At 67.3% G+C, this 21,846-nt stretch carries 23 protein-coding genes, 1 tRNA gene and 1 riboswitch; of the genes, 9 read left to right on the top strand and 15 right to left on the bottom strand.

Annotated features, from left to right (window positions below; translation table 11 throughout):
- The first annotated feature begins 4 nt into the window (after positions 1-4).
- Positions 5-1,408, top strand: a complete 1,404-nt coding sequence (locus tag HWX03_RS35470; RefSeq protein WP_175874505.1) for an enolase C-terminal domain-like protein — start codon at positions 5-7, stop codon at positions 1,406-1,408.
- Positions 1,409-1,542: 134 nt separating this feature from the next.
- Complete coding sequence (locus HWX03_RS35465) at positions 1,543-1,854, top strand: hypothetical protein (RefSeq protein ID WP_175874504.1); 312 nt, start codon at positions 1,543-1,545, stop codon at positions 1,852-1,854.
- Positions 1,855-1,923: 69 nt separating this feature from the next.
- Here HWX03_RS35465 and HWX03_RS35460 read toward each other — a convergent pair.
- The 5 genes from HWX03_RS35460 to HWX03_RS35440 form a co-directional block, all read right to left on the bottom strand.
- Positions 1,924-1,999: transfer RNA gene (locus tag HWX03_RS35460), tRNA-Ala, on the bottom strand.
- A gap of 65 nt (positions 2,000-2,064) precedes the next feature.
- Positions 2,065-2,427, bottom strand: a complete 363-nt coding sequence (locus HWX03_RS35455; RefSeq protein ID WP_175874503.1) for a c-type cytochrome — start codon at positions 2,425-2,427, stop codon at positions 2,065-2,067.
- A complete protein-coding gene (locus tag HWX03_RS35450) occupies positions 2,424-3,224 on the bottom strand; it encodes a BON domain-containing protein (protein ID WP_175823304.1) in 801 nt (266 codons plus the stop codon). The genes HWX03_RS35455 and HWX03_RS35450 overlap by 4 nt, the downstream gene beginning before the upstream one ends.
- Before the next feature lie 17 nt (positions 3,225-3,241).
- Positions 3,242-3,826, bottom strand: a complete 585-nt coding sequence (locus HWX03_RS35445) for an SIS domain-containing protein (RefSeq protein WP_174391265.1) — start codon at positions 3,824-3,826, stop codon at positions 3,242-3,244.
- 126 nt (positions 3,827-3,952) lie between these two features.
- Complete coding sequence (locus tag HWX03_RS35440) at positions 3,953-4,381, bottom strand: YraN family protein (protein ID WP_175823444.1); 429 nt, start codon at positions 4,379-4,381, stop codon at positions 3,953-3,955.
- A gap of 46 nt (positions 4,382-4,427) precedes the next feature.
- Here HWX03_RS35440 and rsmI point away from each other — a divergent pair, with 46 nt between their 5' ends.
- Positions 4,428-5,315, top strand: a complete 888-nt coding sequence (rsmI, locus tag HWX03_RS35435; protein WP_175874502.1) for a 16S rRNA (cytidine(1402)-2'-O)-methyltransferase — start codon at positions 4,428-4,430, stop codon at positions 5,313-5,315.
- A gap of 80 nt (positions 5,316-5,395) precedes the next feature.
- Here the strand turns inward: rsmI and HWX03_RS35430 are convergent, their stop codons facing one another.
- On the bottom strand, positions 5,396-6,007 hold the full coding sequence (locus HWX03_RS35430; protein WP_175823307.1) for a septal ring lytic transglycosylase RlpA family protein: 612 nt from the start codon (positions 6,005-6,007) through the stop codon (positions 5,396-5,398).
- Positions 6,008-6,662: 655 nt separating this feature from the next.
- Between HWX03_RS35430 and HWX03_RS35425 the strand changes: the two genes are divergently transcribed.
- From HWX03_RS35425 to HWX03_RS35415, 3 genes are all read left to right on the top strand, one after another.
- Complete coding sequence (locus HWX03_RS35425) at positions 6,663-7,307, top strand: MBL fold metallo-hydrolase (RefSeq protein ID WP_012327719.1); 645 nt, start codon at positions 6,663-6,665, stop codon at positions 7,305-7,307.
- Positions 7,304-7,963 carry an exonuclease gene (locus tag HWX03_RS35420; RefSeq protein WP_174432417.1) on the top strand — a complete coding sequence of 220 codons (660 nt, stop codon included), beginning with the start codon at positions 7,304-7,306 and terminating at the stop codon, positions 7,961-7,963. The genes HWX03_RS35425 and HWX03_RS35420 overlap by 4 nt, the downstream gene beginning before the upstream one ends.
- Positions 7,964-8,042: 79 nt before the next feature.
- Positions 8,043-8,513: an Lrp/AsnC family transcriptional regulator gene (locus HWX03_RS35415; RefSeq protein WP_006477376.1), complete on the top strand. Its 471-nt coding sequence runs from the start codon at positions 8,043-8,045 to the stop codon at positions 8,511-8,513.
- Positions 8,514-8,556: 43 nt separating this feature from the next.
- Here HWX03_RS35415 and HWX03_RS35410 read toward each other — a convergent pair whose 3' ends face one another.
- The 3 genes from HWX03_RS35410 to HWX03_RS35400 all read right to left on the bottom strand — a co-directional run bounded on the left by HWX03_RS35410 (position 8,557) and on the right by HWX03_RS35400 (position 11,272).
- Entirely contained in the window at positions 8,557-9,714 is a 1,158-nt protein-coding gene (locus tag HWX03_RS35410; RefSeq protein WP_174432416.1) for a cation diffusion facilitator family transporter, read from the bottom strand.
- A 243-nt stretch (positions 9,715-9,957) separates the two neighbouring features.
- The gene (locus HWX03_RS35405) at positions 9,958-10,251 is read right to left on the bottom strand and encodes an H-NS histone family protein (protein ID WP_006491875.1); all 294 of its coding nucleotides are present in this window, start codon (positions 10,249-10,251) and stop codon (positions 9,958-9,960) included.
- Positions 10,252-10,612: 361 nt separating this feature from the next.
- On the bottom strand, positions 10,613-11,272 hold the full coding sequence (locus tag HWX03_RS35400; protein WP_175874501.1) for a pyridoxamine 5'-phosphate oxidase family protein: 660 nt from the start codon (positions 11,270-11,272) through the stop codon (positions 10,613-10,615).
- A 361-nt stretch (positions 11,273-11,633) separates the two neighbouring features.
- On the opposite strand from HWX03_RS35400, the gene HWX03_RS35395 reads away from it, so the two are divergent.
- Entirely contained in the window at positions 11,634-12,746 is a 1,113-nt protein-coding gene (locus HWX03_RS35395; protein WP_347879551.1) for an MFS transporter, read from the top strand.
- 88 nt (positions 12,747-12,834) lie between these two features.
- Here HWX03_RS35395 and HWX03_RS35390 read toward each other — a convergent pair whose 3' ends face one another.
- Together HWX03_RS35390 and HWX03_RS35385 are read right to left on the bottom strand one after the other, a co-directional pair.
- The gene (locus HWX03_RS35390) at positions 12,835-13,977 is read right to left on the bottom strand and encodes a branched-chain amino acid ABC transporter substrate-binding protein (RefSeq protein ID WP_175874499.1); all 1,143 of its coding nucleotides are present in this window, start codon (positions 13,975-13,977) and stop codon (positions 12,835-12,837) included.
- A 438-nt stretch (positions 13,978-14,415) separates the two neighbouring features.
- The gene (locus HWX03_RS35385; protein ID WP_175874498.1) at positions 14,416-15,495 is read right to left on the bottom strand and encodes a nitronate monooxygenase; all 1,080 of its coding nucleotides are present in this window, start codon (positions 15,493-15,495) and stop codon (positions 14,416-14,418) included.
- A gap of 224 nt (positions 15,496-15,719) precedes the next feature.
- On the opposite strand from HWX03_RS35385, the gene HWX03_RS35380 reads away from it, so the two are divergent.
- Together HWX03_RS35380 and HWX03_RS35375 are read left to right on the top strand one after the other, a co-directional pair.
- Positions 15,720-16,412 carry a dienelactone hydrolase family protein gene (locus HWX03_RS35380; RefSeq protein WP_175874497.1) on the top strand — a complete coding sequence of 231 codons (693 nt, stop codon included), beginning with the start codon at positions 15,720-15,722 and terminating at the stop codon, positions 16,410-16,412.
- A gap of 80 nt (positions 16,413-16,492) precedes the next feature.
- The gene (locus HWX03_RS35375) at positions 16,493-17,971 is read left to right on the top strand and encodes an amidase family protein (protein WP_175874530.1); all 1,479 of its coding nucleotides are present in this window, start codon (positions 16,493-16,495) and stop codon (positions 17,969-17,971) included.
- Between the two features lie 117 nt (positions 17,972-18,088).
- Here HWX03_RS35375 and metF read toward each other — a convergent pair whose 3' ends face one another.
- The 4 genes from metF to HWX03_RS35355 all read right to left on the bottom strand — a co-directional run bounded on the left by metF (position 18,089) and on the right by HWX03_RS35355 (position 21,845).
- Positions 18,089-18,919 (bottom strand): methylenetetrahydrofolate reductase [NAD(P)H], encoded by an 831-nt coding sequence (metF, locus tag HWX03_RS35370; protein WP_175823314.1) that lies wholly within the window; start codon positions 18,917-18,919, stop codon positions 18,089-18,091.
- A gap of 24 nt (positions 18,920-18,943) precedes the next feature.
- On the bottom strand, positions 18,944-19,297 hold the full coding sequence (locus HWX03_RS35365) for a phage holin family protein (RefSeq protein WP_027783248.1): 354 nt from the start codon (positions 19,295-19,297) through the stop codon (positions 18,944-18,946).
- Between the two features lie 161 nt (positions 19,298-19,458).
- A complete protein-coding gene (gene ahcY, locus HWX03_RS35360) occupies positions 19,459-20,877 on the bottom strand; it encodes an adenosylhomocysteinase (protein WP_175823315.1) in 1,419 nt (472 codons plus the stop codon).
- 32 nt (positions 20,878-20,909) lie between these two features.
- Positions 20,910-21,027: riboswitch (S-adenosyl-L-homocysteine riboswitch) on the bottom strand.
- Between the two features lie 83 nt (positions 21,028-21,110).
- Positions 21,111-21,845: an RNA polymerase sigma factor FliA gene (locus HWX03_RS35355; protein ID WP_174432409.1), complete on the bottom strand. Its 735-nt coding sequence runs from the start codon at positions 21,843-21,845 to the stop codon at positions 21,111-21,113.
- Position 21,846 lies beyond the last annotated feature (1 nt).

Genomic DNA, 21,846 nt, shown 5'->3' with positions numbered 1-21,846 from the left:
ACCGATGTCCGAACCCAGCCGTGCCGGCACCCCGCGCGTCACGCGCATGCAGGTGATTCCCGTCGCCGGCCGCGACAGCATGCTGCTCAACCTGTGCGGCGCGCACGCGCCGTACTTCACGCGCAACCTCGTGATCCTCGACGACAGCAGCGGGCACACGGGCGTCGGCGAAGTGCCGGGCGGCGAAGGCATCCGCCACGCGCTCGAGCGCATGACGGATCGCGTGGTCGGGCAGTCGATCGGGCGCTACAAGGCGACGCTCAATGCGGTGCGCGCGGCGCTGTCCGGTGCGGGTGCGGGCGCCGGTGCCGGCCGCACGATCCGCCATGAAGTGACGTCGGCCGGCGAGGCGGCGGTGCTGCGCCAGCCGCACGAGATCAACCTGCGGCTCGACAACGTGATCACCGCGATCGAAGCCGCGCTGCTCGACCTGCTTGGCCAGCACCTCGACGTGCCGGTCGCGGCACTGCTCGGCGAAGGCCAGCAGCGCGACGCGGTGCCGATGCTCGCGTACCTGTTCTATATCGGCGACCGGCGCCGCACCGATCTGCCGTATCGCGACGAGACGGGCTCGAGCGATCCGTGGTTCCGGCTGCGCAACGAAGCGGCGCTCACGCCGGCCGCGATCGCGCGGCAGGCCGAAGCCGCGGTCGAGCGCTACGGTTTCGCCGATTTCAAGCTGAAGGGCGGCGTGATGACCGGCGCGGACGAGATGGAAGCGATCGCGGCGATCAACACGCGCTTTCCCGACGCGCGCACGACGCTCGATCCGAACGGCGCGTGGTCGCTCGACGAGGCCGTCGCGCTGTGCCGCGGGCAAGGCCACCTGCTCGCCTATGCGGAAGATCCGTGCGGGCCGGAAGGCGGCTATTCGGGCCGCGAGGTGATGGCCGAATTCCGCCGCGCGACGGGGATCCCGACCGCGACCAACATGATCGCGACCGACTGGCGGCAGATGGATCATGCGGTGCGGCTGCAGGCGGTCGACATCCCGCTCGCCGATCCGCATTTCTGGACGATGCAGGGCTCGGTGCGGCTCGCGCAGCTGTGCCGCGACTGGGGGCTCACGTGGGGCTCGCACTCGAACAACCACTTCGACGTGTCGCTCGCGATGTTCACGCATGCGGCGGCGGCCGCGCCCGGCACGATCACCGCGATCGACACGCACTGGATCTGGCAGGAAGGCGACGCGCGGCTCACGCGCGAACCGCTTGCGATCGTCGGCGGCAAGGTGGCCGTGCCGGAACGGCCGGGGCTTGGTATCGAGCTGGACATGGCGCAGGTCGAGGCCGCGCATGCGCTGTACAACGAGGTGGGCGGCACCGCGCGCGACGATGCGGTGGCGATGCGATATCTGGTGCCGGGGTGGACGTACGATCCGAAGCGGCCGAGTTTTGGGCGGGTTTAGGGCGGGGTGACAGGACGACGGGCGGGTGGCGGTTGCCAAACGCGGGAAACGGTCGCATCCTGCCGGCTGCCTGAATCGGCCCGCACGGCGCACGGTCGGGCGCCCTCATCCATCCGCAAAAGAACGCTCTCGCCATGACGTCATCCGATCCGACACCGCGGCAGATCATCGTCTTCGTGCTGTATTCGGTGCTGTGTCTGCCCGCGAGCATGACCGTCGCTGGTTTTGTCGCAACCCGGATCACGCGGAACGTATCGAATTTCGAAGGCGGTGCGGGCTATGCGGCGCTGTGGTGGATCTTCATTCTGACCTGCGCGTTCTATGGGCTGTCGATCGCCCTCTGCGCGCTGCTGCGGAAGAGGACCGCGGTGCTCGCGGTCATTACGGTGGGGTTCGCGGTGCTGTCGGTGCCGACGTTCAGATTGATCCACGAGTTGGCTACCTAGCTCGTCGGCCACTGGATCCGCAGAAAAACAAAAAGGCCCGATCTTGCAATCGAGCCTTTCGAATTCCGTTGGTGGAGCGGAGGAGGATCGAACTCCCGACCTTCGCATTGCGAACGCGACGCTCTCCCAGCTGAGCTACCGCCCCAACAGTCAATCATCATACACACGCATTTCCGCGCTTGGCAATAGGGGTTACGTCACCCCGACGCGTTACTTTGACGGCGCGCCGGCCAGCACCCATTCGACCACCGAACGGACGTCGGCGTCGCTCATGCGCGGATGCGCCGGCATCGGAATCGCGCCCCAGACACCCGAGCCGCCGTCCTTCACCTTCTTCGACAGCTTCGCGACGGCCTGCGGATCGGCCTTGTAGCGCGCGGCGATATCCTTGAACGACGGGCCGACGAGCTTGCGGTCGACCGCGTGGCAACCCATGCACGCGTTGCTGCGCGCCACCTTCAGGCCGTCGCCGACGTCCGCATGCGCGGCGCCCAGCGTGCCGGCCACGAGCGCCGCAGCCGCGGCGCCCTGCACCATCCATCGTTTCATCTGCCTCATCTGCCTGCCCGTCATTGCGCCTTCGCCTTCGGATTGCCCGGATGCACGTTCGACGAATTCGAGATCGGCGCGGGCGGCTGCAGCGGCGCGGACTGCACCGACGCGTCAGGCACCGCGCCGACCGTCGCGCTATCCGCCGGTGCGGCAGCCGCCTGTGCGCCGGATGCGCCGCTCGCGGGCGACGCGTCCTGCAGCGCCTGCGCGTCCTGCGGCTTCACGTACTGGAACACCTTCACGACCTTCTCGACGCCCGGCACCTGGCTCGCGGCTTCCGCACCACGATTGCCTTCGTCCACCGTCACGAGGCCCATCAGGTAAAGATTGCCGCGTTCGCTGACGACCTTGTAGTAGTTCGCCGAGATGCCCTTCGTCGCGATCAGCTCCGACTTCACGCGCCCTTCGAGGTACGAGTCGTTCGCGCGCGACGACAGCGACGACGCCGGCTCGACCGACAGCTCGTTGACGATGCCGTTCACGTTGTTGATGCCGCGCACGATTTCCTCGGCGCGCTGCTTCGACGCATCGTTCGGCACTTCGCCCGTCAGCAGCACGCGGCGGTTGAACACCGTCACGTTCACGTGCGACTGGTCCGGCAGCCCGTTGTTGATCTGCGTGAGCGACTTGACCTGGATCTCGCGATCCTCCGTCTGCGCGCCGAGCGTACGGCGATCGGTCGCGATCAGCGCGCCGCCGCCGGCCGCTGCGCCCACGACCCCGAGCACACAACCCTGCAGCGACACGGCGAGGCCCGCCGTCAGCGCGGCGAGCAGCGTGGTTCTGACGAGCGTCTGTTTGACGCGGCTTTGATTCATCGACGGCTCTCCTTCGTTCAATCCTCACCCAGCAGCATCGCGTCGATGCCGTCGCACAGGCAGTGGATGGTCAGCAGATGGACTTCGTGGATGCGCGCCGCGCGAACGGCGGGCACGCTGATCGGAATATCGGTGTCGGACAGCGCGGCCGCGACCGTGTGGTCGTTGCCGCCCGTCAAGGCGACGACGGTCATCTCGCGCTCGTGCGCCTCGTCGATCGCCGCGAGCACGCGCGGCGATGCGCCGCCCGCGTCGAGCACCAGCAGGATGTCGCCCGTCTGGCCCAGCACGCGCACCTGCTGCGCGAACAGTTGCTCGACGGCGGCCGCGCCCGCGAGGCCGGCCTGCGACGCGTCGGTGGCCAGCGCGATCGCGGGCAGGCCCGGACGTTCGCGCTCGAAACCGCCGACGAGCGACGCGGCGAGGTACTGCGCGGCGGCGGCCGACGGGCCGTCGCCGCACGCGACGATCTTGTTGCCGTTCGCCAGTGCGGCGAACATCGCATCGACCGCGGCTGCGATCGGCAGCGACAGCGCGTCGGCCGCTTCGGCATGAAGCGCGGCGCTGTCGCGGAATTGTTGCTGAATACGTTCGACTGACATCGATTCCTGGTGAACTGGGCGCGCGGCACAACTCGCGCGACATCGTGGGTGCGGCGAGTTTACCGTACTCCGGCGCCCTCTCCGGGGGTCCGGCAAGAACTCTTTACATCTCGTCACAGCTCGCGGCTACGCATCGTCGGTACGAAATGCGTCGCGCAGCCACGCAAGCCGTCCTGCCTCGAACGCGACGACGTCGAAACGGCACGCGGCGCCGGCGCCGTGCCGCGACCAGAACTGCAACGCAGCCGCGACCAGACGCCGCCGCTTGCGCCAGCCGACGCTCGCGGCCGCGCCGCCATGCCGGGTACTGCGCCGCGCGCGCACTTCGACGAACACGAGCATGCCGTCGGGCTCGCGCATCACGAGATCGAGCTCGCCGCCGCGCATCGTTACGTTCGCGGCGACGAACCCGAGACCATGACGCTCGAGAAACTGCCGCGCGCGCTGCTCGAACGCCGCGCCGACCGGTTTGGATCGCGCCGCACCGGAAACGTTGTCGCCCGAATGCGGCCGACCGCGCGCGTCATCCGGCCCGGCCGGCGCCGCGTGGCACAATGCCGTCCTTGTTCCGCTCGTGCCGCGATTGCGTGCATTGCCTGCCATGACTGCCCTCCTCGAACTCGCGCATACGCAGCACTACCCGGACGCCGCGCTCTACGTGGTCGCCACGCCGATCGGCAATACGGCCGACATCACGCTGCGCGCGCTGCACGTGCTCGGCCTCGTCGACCGCATCGCGGCCGAAGACACCCGCAACACGGGCCAGTTGCTCGCCCGCTACGGGATCTCGAAACCGCTCGTCGCCGTGCACGAGCACAACGAACGCGAAGCCGCGCAGCGCGTGATCGAACTGCTGCGTGGCGGCGAACGCGTGGCCTACGTGTCGGACGCCGGCACGCCCGGCATCTCGGACCCCGGCGCGCGGCTCGTCGACGCCGTGCGTGCCGCCGGCTTCGCGGTGATCCCGCTGCCGGGCCCGAGCGCGGCCGTGACCGCGCTGAGCGTGGCCGGCGACTGGGCCGGCGCGTTCACGTTCGCGGGCTTCCTGCCGCCGAAGGCGAAACAGCGCGCGACCGCGCTGCAGGCGCTGGCATCGCACCCGTACGCGCTGGTGTTCTATGAAGCGCCGCACCGGATCGCCGAAACCGTCGCGGCACTCGCCGACGCATTCGGCCCCGCGCGCCGGCTGCTGATCGCGCGCGAACTCACCAAGCTACACGAGCAGTTGTTCCAGGGCACCCTGGCCGAAGGACAGAGCTGGCTCGCCGGCGATGCGAACCGGCAGCGCGGCGAGTTCGTGCTGGTCGTCGAAGGCGCGCCGGCGGCAAGCGGCGAAGCCGACGACACCGCGCACGACGCGCTGCTCAGGCTGCTGCTGGAAGAGGTGCCGGTGAAGAGCGCGGCCAAGCTCGCGGCCGCGCTGACGGGCGCATCGCGCAACACGCTGTATGCGCGTGCGCTCGTGCTGAAGGAAGGCAAGGAAGGCTGACGCGCGACGCTGGCGCGCAGAAACGACAAAGGGCTGCCGGGAGGCAGCCCTTTGTGCATGAGCGGACGATCCGCCGCGCGTTACCTCGTCGAGATCGACGCGAGCATTTCGTCGCGTGCCTCGCGCGCTTCCTGCGGCGACAGCCCTTCGATCTTCACGCGGCCCGTGCCGGCGTGCACGAGGCCGATCACCTTGGCAGCCGCGTACGACAGGTCGAGCACGCGGCCGCGCTTGAACGGCCCGCGATCGTTGACCTTCACGACGACCCACTTGCCGGTCGATGCGTTCGTCACCTTGATGTACGACGACAGCGGCAGCGTGCGGTGCGCGGCGGTGAGCGCGTTCATGTTGAAACGCTCGCCGTTCGCGGTGCGGCGGCCGTGGAAATCCCGCCCGTACCACGATGCGCGGCCGGACTGACGGAAGTCGGACACGTCCTTGCCGTCGATCGGCTCAGCCTCCGCCAGCGACGACTTCTTCGCGTCCTTGGTGTCGGCAGCCGGCATCGATGCCAGCGCGGAATCGAAATTCAGTTGCTGCTTGTCGTTGTCCGCCTTCGCGGCAGCGGCCGTCTTGTCGACCGCGTTCTTCTGGTTCGCGCTGCCGGTGGTCTGGCTGGGTGGCACCGCGCAGCCCGTCAACGCAAAAAATAATGCAATGGTCCCGAATCGGCTCGGAAAACGTAAATTCATCGACGTGTCGCCTTGTGGTTCGGGCCGCATCGATACAACGCTGCTTCACAACGCAGAGATGCGGCCCGGACGGCAAATGCGTGCACGCCCCGCTCGAATGCGAGCAGGCGGCTAGCATGGGCGCGGCGTTCGTCTAGGCCGCAACCGTCCTGATTAGCTTTCACGTCTGGCGCAACCTGTCCCCAACAGCCTGACCAGACCCCACATGCCGCCATCGAACATGGCTTCACGTTCGCGCGCGTCGATACGACCAACGCACAGGAACGGCGGCACAGGCCTCATCCGGCGGCGCGGCAGCAGGGCCGCAGGCGGGCGCGCAGCGCCCGGCCGGACAAGACGTGAGCACCGAATGTTCGGTGCTGGATACACCGCCGGACTCCCCGGCGGGCGATGCTTGACGGTGAATCGGACGCCTCGTTTAACGGGGCCGAAACACCAGCGAATTGCGTGAAATTCACGCGCAATGGGCCGCATTATACATAAATCAAAACCTTGTCTCGAAAAGCGCCCCCGGCGGACCATTGATTCTCGCTATGGCTGTAACAATCGGCATGCTCCGGGAATGCCCTCGTCCGCGCGCCGCGGCATGCATCGCACGCACGGCAGGCGGCGCGCGCGACCGGTACAATCGGTCCTTTTAGCCGCCGGTGCCCCCATGAAAGTCACGCTCATTCCGGTCACGCCGTTCCAGCAGAACTGCTCGCTGCTCGTCTGCGAGAAGACGGGCCGCGCCGCCGTCGTCGACCCGGGCGGCGACCTCGACCGGATCGAACAGGAAGTCGCGCGGCAGAACGTGCAGGTCGAGAAGGTGCTGCTCACGCACGGGCACATCGACCACTGCGCGGGCGCGAAGACGCTCGCGACGCGCTACGGCGTGCCGATCGAGGGGCCGCAGGAAGAAGAACGCTTCTGGATCGAGAAGCTGCCGATGCAGAGCGAACGCTTCGGCTTTCCGGCCGCCGACGTCTTCGAGCCCGACCAGTGGCTGAACGACGGCGACACCGTGCAGTTCGGCGACGAGACGCTCGAGGTCTATCACTGCCCGGGCCATACGCCCGGCCACGTCGTGTTCTTCAGCCGCGCGCATCGCGTCGCGATCGTCGGCGACGTGCTGTTCGCCGGCTCGATCGGCCGGACCGATTTCCCGCGCGGCAATCACGAGGATCTCGTGCGTTCGATCAAGGAAAAGCTGTGGCCCCTCGGCGACGACGTCACGTTCGTGCCCGGCCACGGCCCGGTGTCGACGTTCGGCGACGAGCGCCGCACGAACCCGTTCGTGTCCGACAAGGTATTCGGATGAACCAGACCGCCATCCCGGAAATTTACGTCAGCACCGACGTCGAAGCCGACGGCCCGATTCCCGGCCCGCACTCGATGCTGAGCTTCGCGTCGGCCGCCTATACCGAGGACAAGCAGCTGATCGCGACGTTCTCGGCGAACCTCGAGACCCTGCCCGGCGCGCACGCGCACCCGGTGCAGGAAGCCTGGTGGAAGACCGAACCCGACGCCTGGGCCGCCTGCCGGCGCGACCTGCAGGCGCCCGAGGCGGCGCTGGTCGCCTACGTCGAATGGGTCGAGGCGCTGCCCGGCAAGCCGGTGTTCGTCGCGATGCCGGCCGGCTTCGATTTCACGTTCATGTTCTGGTACATGATGCGTTTCGCGGGGCGCTGCCCGTTCTCGTGGTCGGCGCTCGACATCAAGACGCTCGCGTTCGCGATGACCGGCCTGCCGTACCGCAAGGCGATCAAGCCGCGCTTTCCGAAGCACTGGTTCGACGACCATCCGCACACGCACGTCGCGCTCGACGACGCGATCGAGCAAGGCGCGCTGTTCTGCAACATGCTCGCCGACCTGCGCCGTCAGCAGGCCGCGCTCGCGGGCCTCGCCGTGTCGGATACCGATCGGTCGGAAGGCGCGGGGGCGGGACAAAATCCCACGGATCCGCGAGCAAATTAGCGAATCTCGCTCAACAGCGCGTCGCCAGATTGCCTTTCCTTCCCCGGCCCTCTAACATTCAGCGTGTTGTAGCTGCCGCATGGAGGCGCAGGTGACGCTCGATTCCTTTTCGCAAAAAATCCTTCGCCTGTTGCAGCTCGACGCGCGCCGTTCCGTTCAGGAAATCTCCGACCAGGTCGGGCTGTCGAGCACGCCGTGCTGGCGCCGCATCAAGGACATGGAACAGTCGGGCGTGATCCAGCGCTACACGGCGCTGCTCGATCGCGAGAAGCTCGGCCTGCACGTCTGCGCGCTCGCGCACGTGCACCTGACGCGCCACAACGAAGGCGGCGTCGAGCAGTTCGAGCGCGAGATCGCGACCTGCCCGGAAGTCACCGAGTGCTACAGCACGACCGGCGAAGCCGATTACATCCTCAAGATCGTCGCGCCGGACATCAAGGCCTACGACGTGTTCCTGCACGAACGCATCTTCAAGATCCCGGCCGTATCGCAGGTGCGCACGAGCGTCGTGCTGCGCGAAATCAAGTTCGACACGCAACTGCCGCTGTAACGCGCAGGCCGGCCCCGCGGCAGGCCGCTTTCGCGGCTGCCGGTCACTTCTGCACGGGCAACGTGCGCGTGAAGCCGATCCGGCGCGCGCCGAACTCGCGCTTCAGCGTCTCGACGTCGAGCCGGCCGGCCAGCGCCGCATCGGTGTCGCGCGGGTCGCTGTCGAGCGTCACGTCGACCTCGAGCCCCGTACTCAGGTAATGCAGGTTGATCGCCGCCGCGCGCAGCCCGCGCTGCGCGAGCGCGGCCTCGAGCCGGGCCGCGAGCTCGCCGCGCGGCGGCAGCGCGAGCGCCGGACGGCGCGCCGCGTCGTTCTCCGGGTCGACATGGATCAGCGCATCGAGCACGCGCGGGTCGGACAGCACGCGCGCACGCGCGGTCTCGGCAATGTAATGCCCTTCGGAGACGGAGATCTTCGGATCGACGAGGATGTGCGCATCGACGAGCGCGGCATCGCCCATCTTGCGCGTGCGCAGGTCGTGCACGTCGCGCACGCCGGGCGTCGCGGCGAGCAGCGCGCGGATCTCGGCCGTGTCGGCCGTATCGAGCGCGCGGTCGGAGAGGTCCTGCAACGCGTCATAGCCGAACGTCCAGCCCATACGCGCGACCATGAAGCCGACGATCGCCGCCGCGATCGGGTCGAGCAGCCGCACACCGGCCAGGCTGCCGACGATGCCGATCGCGACGACGAGCGACGACGCGGCATCCGAACGCGCATGCCACGCGTTGGCGACGAGCATCGCCGAGCGCACGCGCCGCGCTTCGCGCAGCATGTAGCGAAACAGCGCTTCCTTCGACACGAGCACCGTCAGCGCAACAATCAGCGCGGAAAAATGCACGGCCGGAATGTTTTCGAGATTAACGAGGCGGTCGCCGGCGCGCCAGAGCATGCCGATACCGACCGCAATCAGGATCGCGCCGAGAAACAGCGACGCGACCGTCTCGTAGCGGCTATGGCCGTAATTGTGGTCGGCATCCGGCGATGCACCGCTATGCCGATTCGCAACCAGCACGACAAAATCCGAGATCAAGTCGGAAATCGAATGCACACCGTCAGCAATCAATGCCTGCGAATGCGCAATCACGCCGACGACGATCTGAAATGTCGCAAGCACGACATTCAGGACAATACTGACGAGCGTGCTCCTGCGCGCAACTGCGTGCTTATCTGCGCTCTGCGCGTCGCCGGAAAACGTGGACATGAAATATGAGATATCTGTGTGCGGTACGCAATTCTATCAAAGGCGCCCCGCAAGCTCTTCCAATACCCACAAATTTCTCATTTAAATCAATCGCTTATACGAACGTGTCGCATTTTCATTCACATAGCATGCTTACACTTTTGTGACAGCGCCGAGGGGCCCGCCGGCGTCCGGAAAACAAAAAAGCCGCGCTCCTCGACGGACACGCGGCTCTTTTGAAGAGCGGGCAACCTGAACGAACGTTTAAATCGCAAACTGTTCGCGGTTCTTGCCGGCGATCCAGCGCGGCGGCTTGCCACGACCCGACCACGTCGCGCCCGTTTCCGGATCGCGGTATTTTGCCGCCACGCCCGCGCGCGGACGACCGACCTTGCCGGCCTTCGCGCGGCTGAGACCGAGTTCGGCGAGCGAAAAGCCGTAGTCGGCAATTTTCTGCTTCACGTCATTCAGCACTTCAGCGTATTCACGCGACTTCGCTTCTTCGATTTGCTTCTCCAGCTTCTCCCGCTGGGCCAGCAGGTCCTTGTAAGAAGACATAGTTTCCCTTTCTATCTATCTGACCAATGGCGCCGATCTGTAGCCAGCTCACCATTCATGAAATATATGTGCCTCGGATTTTCGAAGGCAGAGATTAGCACAAAAAAGATTTGATAGAAGCGAGATTCATGAAAATCCCGAGATCAATTGTAATTCTCACATGTCATTTTGACCGGCCGCGGCCTTTTCTCAAATTTTTACGCTCCTCCATAGAGATTAGGACATTAGCGATTGGCTATTAGGTCTATCAACATACGCAATTACCCTGCATTCAAAAAAATCAAAGCTTTCATCGGACGACAGTTTTGCGAAAAACCACATGACGCGGTTTGCTAAACGGACAAATCACTGACCCGCGACGTCACGTCACATCCTGTGCGCAGGCGATCAGCCGCTCGCGCAGCGCGCCGGTATCGGCCGACGGCGCCTCGAACGGCGTGCGCACGCGGCGCCCGTCGCATCGCCAGTCCGCGCCATGGCGATCGACACCGAGCAGGTCGAGCCCGTCGCGGCGTGCGGCGCCCGCCTCGTAGGCACGCCACAGCGCCTGTTCGTCGTCGAACGCGAGCGGCGGCAGCGCATCGAGATGCGTGCCGTCGACCCATCCCATCCGCCCGAACCCGCCGATATAGCGCAGCCGCTCGATCTCGAGCGCCCAGAACGCGAAATCGCCGAGCGCGAGATAGCGCGCGGCGTCCGGTTCGTAGCGCAGGTAACGCGCGGTGACGTGCGGATCGTCGCCGAGCGGCACGAACCGGCCCAGCAGCGTCGCGCGCTCGGCGTTCAGGACATCGCCGCCGCTTGCATCGACGACGAGGAAACCCGCACGCGGATCGGCGGCGAGATTGCGCGTGTGCTCGGCCAGGCCGCTCACCAGGATCACGGGCCGATGGCTTGCATCGGGTGCAAACGGCACGACCGTCGGATACGGGAAGCCCTGCGGTTCGCGCGCATGGGTGGCGAGCGTGCCGAGCGCGCAGCGGTGCAGCAGATGCAGGGCGAAGGCGGGATCGATGTTCAAGGCAGACTCCTGCGGTCGAAAGGCGGCGCGTCGGGCATGGCTTCGATGTTACCCGCGCTCGCCGCACGCTGCGCCTCGGCCGAACGGCCGATGCACCACCGGGCCGCCGCCGCGGGATGGCCCGATCGCCCGCGCATCGACCGAACGGCCAGCGCCCGGCAGGAACGTAAGCGGTTCGATAGAATCGGACAAATCCGACGGGCGCCGTGTGCGCCCGTGCATTTTCCTGACGAGCCTGCCCGTGTCCGAATCCTCCTCCCCCGAATCGTCGTCCCCCGAATCGTCGTCCCCGTTCGCCGCGCCGCCCGATGCGCATCGCGTGCTGCCGCTGCCGGCCCGCCAGCGTGCGCGCACGGCGTCGATGGCGCTGTTCTTCGTCGCCGGCATGATGTACGCGTCGTGGGGCGTGCACGTGCCGACCGTGCGCGACAAGTTCGCGCTGAGCCCCGGGCTGCTGTCGATCGCGCTGTTCGCGGTCGCCGGCGGGTCGATCGCCGCGATGCTGACCATCGCGCGCTGGATCACGCGCGTCGGCTCGCGCACCGCGTGCCTCGCCGGCGGGCTCGTGATGTCCGCGTGCGCGGCGCTGATCCTCGTCGTGCCCGACTACTGGATGTTGCTCGCGGTGCTCGCGCTGTTCGGCTTCTCGATGGCGACGCTCGACGTCGCGATGAATGCCGAGGCCAGCGCGGTCGAAATCGCGCTCGGCAAGCCGATCATGTCGTCGCTGCACGGGATGTTCAGCATCGGCGGGATGGCCGGCGCGGCGGCCGGCGGCGCGCTGCTGTCGGCCGGCATGGCGCCCGTCGCGCATCTCGCGCTCGCGGCGGCGGTGAGCGCCGCGGTGCTCGTGGCCGCGAGCCCGGCCGTGCTGCCGCACGTGCCGCATCACGAACACGCGCACGGCGGCGGCAACCGCTGGCGCTCGCCCGCGTTGTGGATGCTCGGCGGCATCGCGCTGATCGCGCTGATCGCCGAAGGCGCGATGTACGACTGGGCGACGGTCTACATGCGCGACGTCGTCGCGGCGAGCCCCGCGCTCGCGAGCGCCGCATACGCGGCGTTCTCGGGCGGGATGGCCCTCGCGCGCTTCGCGGGCGACGCCGTGCGCGCCCGCTTCGGCGCGCCGCAGCTCGTGTTCGCGAGCGCGTCGCTCGCGTGCGCGGGGATGATCGGCGCGCTGCTGCTGCCGAATCCGGTCGCGGTGCTGACCGGCTTCACGCTGATGGGCCTCGGGCTGGCCAACATGATGCCCGTGCTGTTCGCGGCCGCCGCGCGCGTGAAAGGCATCCACGCGGCCGAAGGGCTCGCGCACGTGGCCGGGCTCGCGTATTTCGGACTGCTGTTCGGTCCGGTCGTGATCGGCGCGGTCGCGCAGGCCGCGAACCTGACGATCGGCCTGTCGGTCGTCGCGCTGTGCGCGGCGCTCGTCGCGCTCGTCGCGCCGAAGGTGCTCGCGCACCTGAAGCTCTGACGGCGCGGCGGCGCACGCCGGCCCAAAAAGAAAGCGCGCATGCGTTGCCGCATGCGCGCTTTCACCCCTTCTGCCGGCCGCTTGCGCGTTACATCTTCACTTCGTCGAGCAGCGACTTCTTGCCGCTCTTGTAGTTGTACAGCGAGATCACGCCGTGCTGCAGGTCGCCCTTCGAGTCGAAGGTCGTCGTGCCGATCACGCCGGTGTACTTCGTCGCCGGCATCGCCGCGAGGATCTTCGCCGGGTCCGTCGAGTTCGCGCGCTTCATCGCGTCGGCGACGATGTACACGGCGTCATACGTGAACGGCGCGTAGATCTGGATCGGCTGGCCGAAGCGCTTCTCGTACTTCGCCTTGAACGCGCCGCCGCCCGGCATCTTCTCGAGCGAAGCACCGGCTTCCGAGCACACGATGTTGTCGGTCGCGTCGCCGGCCAGGTCGGCCAGCTTTTCCGTGCACACGCCGTCGCCCGCGAAGATCTTCGCGCGCAGGCCGAGCTGCTTCGCCTGTTTCGCGAACGGGCCGCCGGTGGCGTCCATGCCGCCGTACATGATCGCGTCCGGGTTCTCGCCCTTGATCTTCGTCAGAATCGCGCGGAAGTCGACTGCCTTGTCGTTCGTCGCGTCATGCGACACCACCTTCAGGCCGAGCGCCTTCGCCTTCTTCTCGAACTCGTTCGCGAGACCCTGGCCGTATGCGGTCGAATCGTCGACCACCGCCACGCTCTTGATGCCCTTCGAGTGCGCGTAGTTCGCCAGTGCCGGGCCCTGCTGCGCATCGGTCGCCACCACGCGGTACGTGGTCTTGAAGCCTTGCTGCGTGTACGCGGGGTTGGTCGCCGACGGCGAGATCTGCACGATGCCCGCATCGCTGTAGATCTTCGAGGCCGGGATCGACGTGCCCGAGTTCAGGTGGCCGACCACCGCGACGACCTTGTCGTCGACGAGCTTCTGCGCAACCTGCGTCGCCTGCCGCGGGTCGGCGGCGTCATCCTGCGGGTCGAGTTGCAGCGTGATCTTCTGGCCGCCGATCGTGAGACCCTTCGCGTTGATCTCCTCGACTGCGAGACGTGCGCCGTTTTCGTTGTCCTTGCCCAGGTGTGCAATGCCGCCCGTCAACGGCGCGACGTGGCCGATCTTGACGACTTGATCGGCGGACGCGTTGCTTGCAGCTGCAGCGCACAGCATCGCCGCTGCGGTGATCGGCAACAGCTTTTGCATCTTGATATTCATGTAAGTCTCCAGTTCGGTCCCAAAAAACGCCATCGCCCGGTGCCCCGCTGCCATCCCCGTGTTTGCAATCACTGGACGATTCGCCGGTTGCATCGTTCATGCACTTGGCCTCAAGCACGTGAAAACCGCCGCTTTTAGCAGCCGCCCGCCCGTACTAGCGCGCAAGTGTAGGTGATCAAATTAATTTGTGGGACTTTTTTAGGATAGTGGTAACACTACCGATATGCACGCTTTGGAAGGGTGACTCGAATAGCGCTGCAAGCCCCGACGAATAAGGGTTTCCGCTAATTCCCGGCACACTTTCGAAAGGTCGTTTCAAAGCAATCCCGAAGGCATTTCGATTCGGTATTTTGTGCCCGGGATCATTGAATGAAACGCGCGTGACACCACGCGCGTTTCGCCGTCCGATATCAACGGTTCTGGCGGATGAAGCAGCGTTCAGGCGGCCGATGCACGCCATTCCGCATCGAGCGCGGCGACCAGTTGCGACGTCGTCAGCGCATCGCCGCGCCGCCGCGCGAGCGGCGCGCCCTGGCCGGCCCACAGCGACAGGTAGTCGCCGTCGTTCGCGCGAGCCGCGGCCTGGCGCAGCGGCTGGGTCAGCGCGTTCTGCACCGGATACGGTGCGGCGTCGGCCACGTGCTCGCCGAGCCGCGCCATCAGCGTGTTGCGCAGCCCGCGTGCATGACGGCCGGTGATCGCGCGCGTGACCTGCGTCGACGTATCGGCGCTCGCGAGCAGGCGCGCCTTCCAGTCCGGCGCGATCGCGCTTTCCGCGCACGTGAGGAACGCGGTGCCGAGTTGCGCGCCCTGCGCGCCGAGCGCGAGCGCGGCCGCGATGCCGCGGCCGTCCATGATGCCGCCCGCGGCGAGTACGGGCAGGCCCGTCGCATCGACGAGCTGCGGGACCAGCGCGAACGTGCCGATCAGCGCATCGTCGGCGGAACCGATGAAGGTGCCGCGATGGCCGCCCGCCTCGGCGCCCTGCGCGGACAGCGCGTCGGCGCCGGCCGCCTGCCATGCGAGCCCTTCGGCCACGTGCGTCGCGGTGCCGATCACATAAGTGCCGGCGGCTTTCAGGCGGGCGACATCGGCCGCGTCGAGCACGCCGAACGTGAAGCTCGCGACCGGCACGCGCAGCGCGACGAGCGCATCGAGCTGCGCACGGAAATCGGGCGCGTAGCGCGCAGGCGCCGTGCCCGGCGGCAAGCCGAGCGTTGCGTTCAGCGGGTCGATCGCCGCGAGGGCGCGCGCGACGGTCGCCGCATCGGGCGCGACGTCGGGCAGCACGAACAGGTTGATCGCGAACGGGCGATCGGTCGCCGCGCGGATCGCGGCGACTTCGGCCTCGATACGCTCCGGCGCGAGTGCACCGGCGCCGAAGCTGCCGAGCGCACCGGCATTCGAGGCGGCCGCGGCCATCGCGGTCGTGGTCGCGCCGACCATCGGCGCCTGCACGAGCGGCAGGCGCAGGCCGAAGCGTTCGGAAAAGGGTGTGGAAAACGAGCGGGCAGACATGGCGAATCCTTCGATGACGATGCGCGAAAGCGCTTTGTAAAGGCCGACACATCGACTCTATCGAAGCCGCGCGGCGCCGAAAAATGAATAATCGAGATCGAAACGATCGCTGCGCGAGAAGCGCGCGCGTGCACTGCAGCACCGGACGATTGGTGGCACACTAGGCCGCCCTCTTTTCACCCTCCGGGGCGCCTCGCGCACCCCGTACGCCAGGAGTTCAGAACGTGACTGCCCAATGGATCGACATCCCGACCGGTAACGACAGCTTCGGCGGCTATCTCGCACTGCCCAAGCGCGGCAAGGGCCCTGCCGTCATCATCATCCAGGAGATCTTCGGCGTGAACGCGCACATCCGTGCGGTCGCCGACCAGTACGCGGCCGACGGCTTCGTCGCGCTCGCGCCGGACGTGTTCTGGCGCACGCAGCCGCGCGTCGAGCTGACCTACGAGGGCGCGGATCGCGACAAGGGCATCGAGCTGCTGAAGAAGACCGACGTGGGTCTCGCGGTCGCGGACATCGGCGCGGCCGCCGACGCGTTGCGTGCGCGCCCCGAAGTGGCCGGCAAGCTCGCCGCGATCGGCTACTGCTTCGGCGGCCAGCTTGCGTACCGCGCGGCCGCGAGCGGCAAGGTCGATGCGGCGGTCGCGTATTACGGCGGCGGCATCCAGAACGCGCTCGACCTCGCCGGCCAGGTCACGCAGCCGATCCTGTTCCACTACGCGGAGAACGACCACGCCATCCCGCTCGATGCCGTCGAGCAGGTGAAGGCCGCGTTCGCGGGCCGCCACAACGCATCGTTCCACGTGTACCCGGACGCCGAGCACGGCTTCAACTGCACGGACCGCGCGTCGTACAACCAGCGCGCCGCGGCGCTCGCGCACGGCCGCACGCTGACCTTCCTCGCCGAGCACCTCTAAAAACGCCGGCCGCGGGCCCGCCACGCCGGGCCCGCGTTATGCTCGCACCATCGCCACGAGTCACAACGGGGGTGACCGCGATGCACTCGGACTATCTCGCGCATGACGCAATCGGCCTCGCCGCGCTCGTGCGCGACCGCCACGCCAGCCCGCGCGAACTGCTCGACGCCGCGATCGGCCAGGCCGAAGCGGTCAACGGCGCGATCAACGCGATCGTGCTGCAGGACTACGAAGCCGCGCGCGAGCGTGCGGCGGCCGCGCCCGAACCCGGCGCCGATACGCCGTTCGCCGGCGTGCCGTATCTCGTCAAGGATCTCGGCGCGGCGGTCGCCGGGCTGCCGCTGTCGATGGGCAGCCGGCACTACCGTTACTTCGTGCCGGCCGACGATTCGCCGGTGATCGCGCGCAGCCGCGCGGCGGGCCTCAACGTATTCGGCAAGACCAACACGTCCGAGATCGGCCAGATGCCGTACACGGAACCGGAGCTGTTCGGCGCGTGCCGCAATCCGTGGAACCTCGATCACACGCCCGGCGGTTCGAGCGGCGGCGCGGCGGCGGCCGTCGCGGCCGGCATCGTGCCGCTCGCGCATGCGTCCGACGGCGGCGGCTCGATCCGCATTCCGGCGTCGTGCTGCGGGCTGTTCGGCCTGAAGCCGAGCCGCAACCCGGTGCTGGTCGACCTGCCGTCGAACGGCGAACTCGTCGTCCAGCACGCGGTGTCGCGCAGCGTGCGCGACAGTGCGCTGCTGCTCGACGTGACGACCGGCCAGACGCTGCCGCCCGGCGCGCCCGGCACCTTCCTCGGCGCGCTCGATACGCCGCCCGGCCCGCTGCGGATCGGCCTCGTCGTCGATCCGATGCTCGCACCGGCGCTCGCCGACGACACGCGCGCGGCACTCGACGACGCGGCCGCGCTGCTCGAATCGCTCGGCCATCACGTCGAGCCGGCGACGCTGCCCATCGACTACGCGCGCGCGGCCGAAACCTTCCTGACGCTATGGGCGACGATCGCCGAGGAAATGGTGCTCGGCGCGCGCGCACTGACCGGCCGCACGCCGCGGCGCGGCGAATTCGAGGCCGCGACGTGGGCGATGGCCGTGGTCGGCCGCCGCCTCGCGCGCACACGGCTGCCCGACGTGCTCGAATGGCAGCGCCAGCTCACCGTGCAGGTCGCCGGTCTCGTGTCGCGCTACGACGCGATCCTGTGCGCGTCGCTCGCGGGGCCGCCGGTGAAGATCGGCGAATTGCAGCCGACGCCGTTCGAATCCGCGCAGATGAAGCTGGTCGCCGCGCTGCCGGTGAAGCCGCTGCTGAAGGAAATGCTCGCGAAATCGTCGGAGAAGGCGTTCGCGTGGGCCGGCTGCACCGAGCTGTTCAACCTGACCGGCCAGCCGGCGATGTCGGTGCCGCTGTACTGGAATGCGCGCGGGCTGCCGATTGGCGTGCAGTTCGCCGCGCGCCACGCCGACGAAGCGTTGCTGCTCAGGCTCGCGCGGCAGCTCGAACAGGCGCGGCCGTGGTTCGACCGCCGCCCGCCGCTGATGCAGGCGCAGCGCTGACGCGCGCGCACGTTTCCGCCACGCGTCACGCTTCACGCTTCAGGCTTCACGATAAAAAAGCCCCGCCGGCGCAAACCGGCGGGGCTTTCACGCATGCAACCGCGTGACGGCGCTTGCTTACATCGCGAGCCGTTCGCAGATCGTCCGCGTCGCGGTCGCTGCGTTCAGCGTGTAGAAGTGCAGCCCCGGCACGCCCGCGTCGATCAGGCGCTGGCACAGGCCCGTGACGACGTCCGCGCCGAACGCGCGGATCGACTCGCGATCGTCGCCGAAGCTCTCGAGACGGCGCGCGACCCAGCGCGGCACTTCGGCGCCGCACATCTCGGAGAAGCGCATCAGCTGCGAGAAGTTCGTGATCGGCATGATGCCCGGCACGATCGGCACGTCCACGCCCAGCTTGCGCGCATCGTCGACGAAGCGGAAATACGCATCCGCGTTGAAGAAGTACTGCGTGATCGCGGAATTCGCGCCGGCTTTCACCTTGCGCGCGAAATTCTCGAGATCGGCCTTCGGCGAGCGCGATTGCGGGTGGTACTCCGGGTAGCCCGCGACCTCGATGTGGAACCAGTCGCCATGCTCGGCGCGGATGAAGCTGACGAGCTCGGACGCATAGCGCAGCTCGCCGACCTCGCCCATCCCCGACGGCAGGTCGCCGCGCAGCGCGACGATGTGCCGGATGCCGTGCGAGCGATACTGGTCGAGAATCGCGCGCAGGCTGTCGCGCGACGAGCCGATGCACGACAGGTGCGGCGCGGCCTCGAGGCCGTCCTTCTGCATGTCGAGCACGGTATCGAGCGTGCCCTGCTGCGTCGAGCCGCCGGCGCCGAACGTCACGGAGACGAATTTCGGCTTCAGCGGCAGCAGCTGCGCGCGCGTGGCGCGCAGCTTTTCGACGCCGTCCGCCGTCTTCGGCGGGAAGAATTCAAACGAGAGTTCGATCGGTTTCATGATTCTGAAGAGAGGGCGCGGCCGTCAGCCGATGTCGCGCTGCCCGAAGATCAGCGCGGACAGCAGCCACGACACGATGCTGTACAGGATCGAACCGAAGAACGCGGACCAGAAACCCGACACCTCGAAGCCCTTCAGCAGCGACGACGCGAACCAGAAGCACAGCGCGTTCACGACGAGGATGAACACCCCGAGCGTGACGATCGTGACCGGCAGCGTCAGCAGGATCAGCACCGGGCGGATCACCGTATTGATCAGGCCGAGCACGACCGCGATGATCAGTGCGGTGCCGAAGCTCTTGATGTGGATCGACGGCACGAGGTAGGTGATGATCAGCAGCGCGAGGGCGTTGATGACCCAGGTGAGGATAAGGCTCATGGAGGGCTCCGGTTCGGTTGTCGATCTGCGCGGTCAGCGGTCGCCGCCGCCACGCGTGCCCGCGTGAACGCGGACATGGCGCGACGGCCGGCGATCCGGCACCGTGCCGCCGTGCCGCGCGCGCCCGCAGCGGGGCGCGGCGGCACGGCGGCGGCGACGCATCAGTAGCGGTAGTGGTTCGGCTTGAACGGGCCGTCCTTCTGCACGCCGATGTACGAAGCCTGCTCGTCCGACAGCACCGACAGGTTCGCGCCGATGCGTGCGAGGTGCAGGCGCGCGACCTTTTCGTCGAGATGCTTCGGCAGCACGTACACCTTGTTCTCGTACTCGCCACCGCGCACGAACAACTCGATCTGCGCGAGCGTCTGGTTCGCGAACGAGTTCGACATCACGAACGACGGGTGGCCGGTCGCGCAGCCGAGGTTCACGAGGCGGCCTTCGGCCAGCAGGATCACGCGCTTGCCGTCCGGGAAGATGATGTGGTCGACCTGCGGCTTGATGTTTTCCCACTGGTACTGGCGGGTCGACGCGACGTCGATTTCCGAGTCGAAGTGACCGATGTTGCAGACGATCGCGTTGTGGCGCATCGCCTTCATGTGATCGTGGTTGATCACGTGGTAGTTGCCGGTCGCCGTCACGAAGATGTCGGCCTTGTCGGCCGCGTATTCCATCGTCACGACGCGGTAGCCTTCCATCGCCGCCTGCAGCGCGCAGATCGGATCGATTTCGGTGATCCACACGGTCGCGCCCAGGCCGCGCAGCGACTGCGCGCAACCCTTGCCCACGTCGCCGTAGCCCGCGACGACCGCGACCTTGCCCGCGATCATCACGTCGGTCGCGCGCTTGATGCCGTCGACGAGCGACTCGCGGCAGCCGTACAGGTTGTCGAACTTCGACTTCGTGACCGAATCGTTCACGTTGAACGCCGGGAACGGCAGGCGGCCGTCCTTTTCCATCTGGTACAGGCGGTGCACGCCGGTCGTCGTCTCTTCGGTGACGCCCTTGATGTGCGCGAGGCGCTTCGAGTACCAGTTCGCGTCGACGTCGAGGTGCGCCGCGATCGACTTGTACAGCGCGACTTCTTCCTCGTTGGTCGGCTTCGCGATCACCGAACGGTCCTTCTCGGCCTTCGAGCCGAGGATCAGCAGCAGCGTTGCGTCGCCGCCGTCGTCCAGGATCATGTTCGCGAATTCGCCGTTCGGCCATTCGAAGATGCGGTGCGAGAACTCCCAGTATTCGTCGAGCGACTCGCCCTTGAACGCGAACACCGGCGTGCCGGCTTCGACGATCGCGGCAGCGGCGTGGTCCTGGGTCGAGAAGATGTTGCACGATGCCCAGCGGACGTCCGCGCCGAGCGCCTTCAGCGTCTCGATCAGCACGCCCGTCTGGATCGTCATGTGCAAGGAACCGGCAATGCGCGCACCCTTCAGCGGCTGCTGCGCCTTGTATTCGTCGCGGATCTGCACGAGGCCCGGCATTTCGGTCTCGGCGATGTTCAGTTCCTTGCGGCCCCAGCCGGCCAGCGCCATGTCGGCGACGACGTAATCGTGGGAAGCCTTGGAATCGATAATGGCGTTCATCACGCCCTCCTTTCTAAAAAGTTTCTAGATTGGTGACGTGAGCGCCGTTCAGGAAGCGGGGCCGGCGCGAAAAAATCGCCGCACGGCTGCTTGGTGAAGCTTTCCGAGCCTGGCGGACGCAGATGGTCCGTCGCAACGCTCCTCGGAAAACGGAGGGGATTGTAGCAAATCGGCGCGCGAAATGCGCAAGCACCGAACAACCGCGGCACGGGCGCGCGGCCGTCGGCAAAGGGTCAGGACTCGGCGCCCACCCACGCCTGTTCGCGCAGCCGCGCGCGCAGGCGCGCGACGGCCTGGCTGTGCAGCTGGCACACGCGCGATTCGCTCACCTCGAGCACCGCGCCGATCTCGCGCAGATTCAGACCCCGTTCGTAGTACAGCGACATCAGCAGCTTCTCGCGCTCCGGGAGCCGCTCGATCGCCTCGACGAGCGCCTCGCGCAGATGGTCGTCGAGCAGCGCCGACAACGGATCGGCGTGATCGACGCGATAGCGGTCGAGGAACGGCTCGTCGTCGGCGGCGCGGTCGAAATCCTCGTAGTAGATGAGCTGGCTGCCGTGCAGGTCCTGCAGCATCCCCTGGTATTCGTCGAGCGGCATCTTCAGGTGCTCGGCGATCTCGGTCTCGCTCGCCGAGCGGCCGAGATGCTGCTCGACCTGGTGCACCGCGTGCTCGACCTCGCGCGACGTCTTGCGCAGGCTGCGCGGCAGCCAGTCGTTGCTGCGCAGCTCGTCGAGCATCGCGCCGCGGATGCGCTGCGTCGCGTAGGTCTCGAACTGCGCGCCCTGGTCTTCCTTGTAGCGGCCGGCGGCGTCCATCAGGCCGATCATGCCGGCCTGGATCAGGTCGTCGAGATCGACGCTCGCCGGCATCTTCGCGACGAGCTGCAGCCCGAGGCGGCGCACGAGCGGCGCGTATTGCGCGAGCACGTCGGCCTGGGACATCTTTCCTTGAGCGTTGTACATCATG

Origin of the sequence: Burkholderia sp. BCC0397 (assembly GCF_902832865.1) — a bacterium.
In the GTDB taxonomy this organism is placed as follows: Bacteria; Pseudomonadota; Gammaproteobacteria; order Burkholderiales; family Burkholderiaceae; genus Burkholderia.
This window is presented reverse-complemented; position numbering and strand designations above follow the sequence as displayed.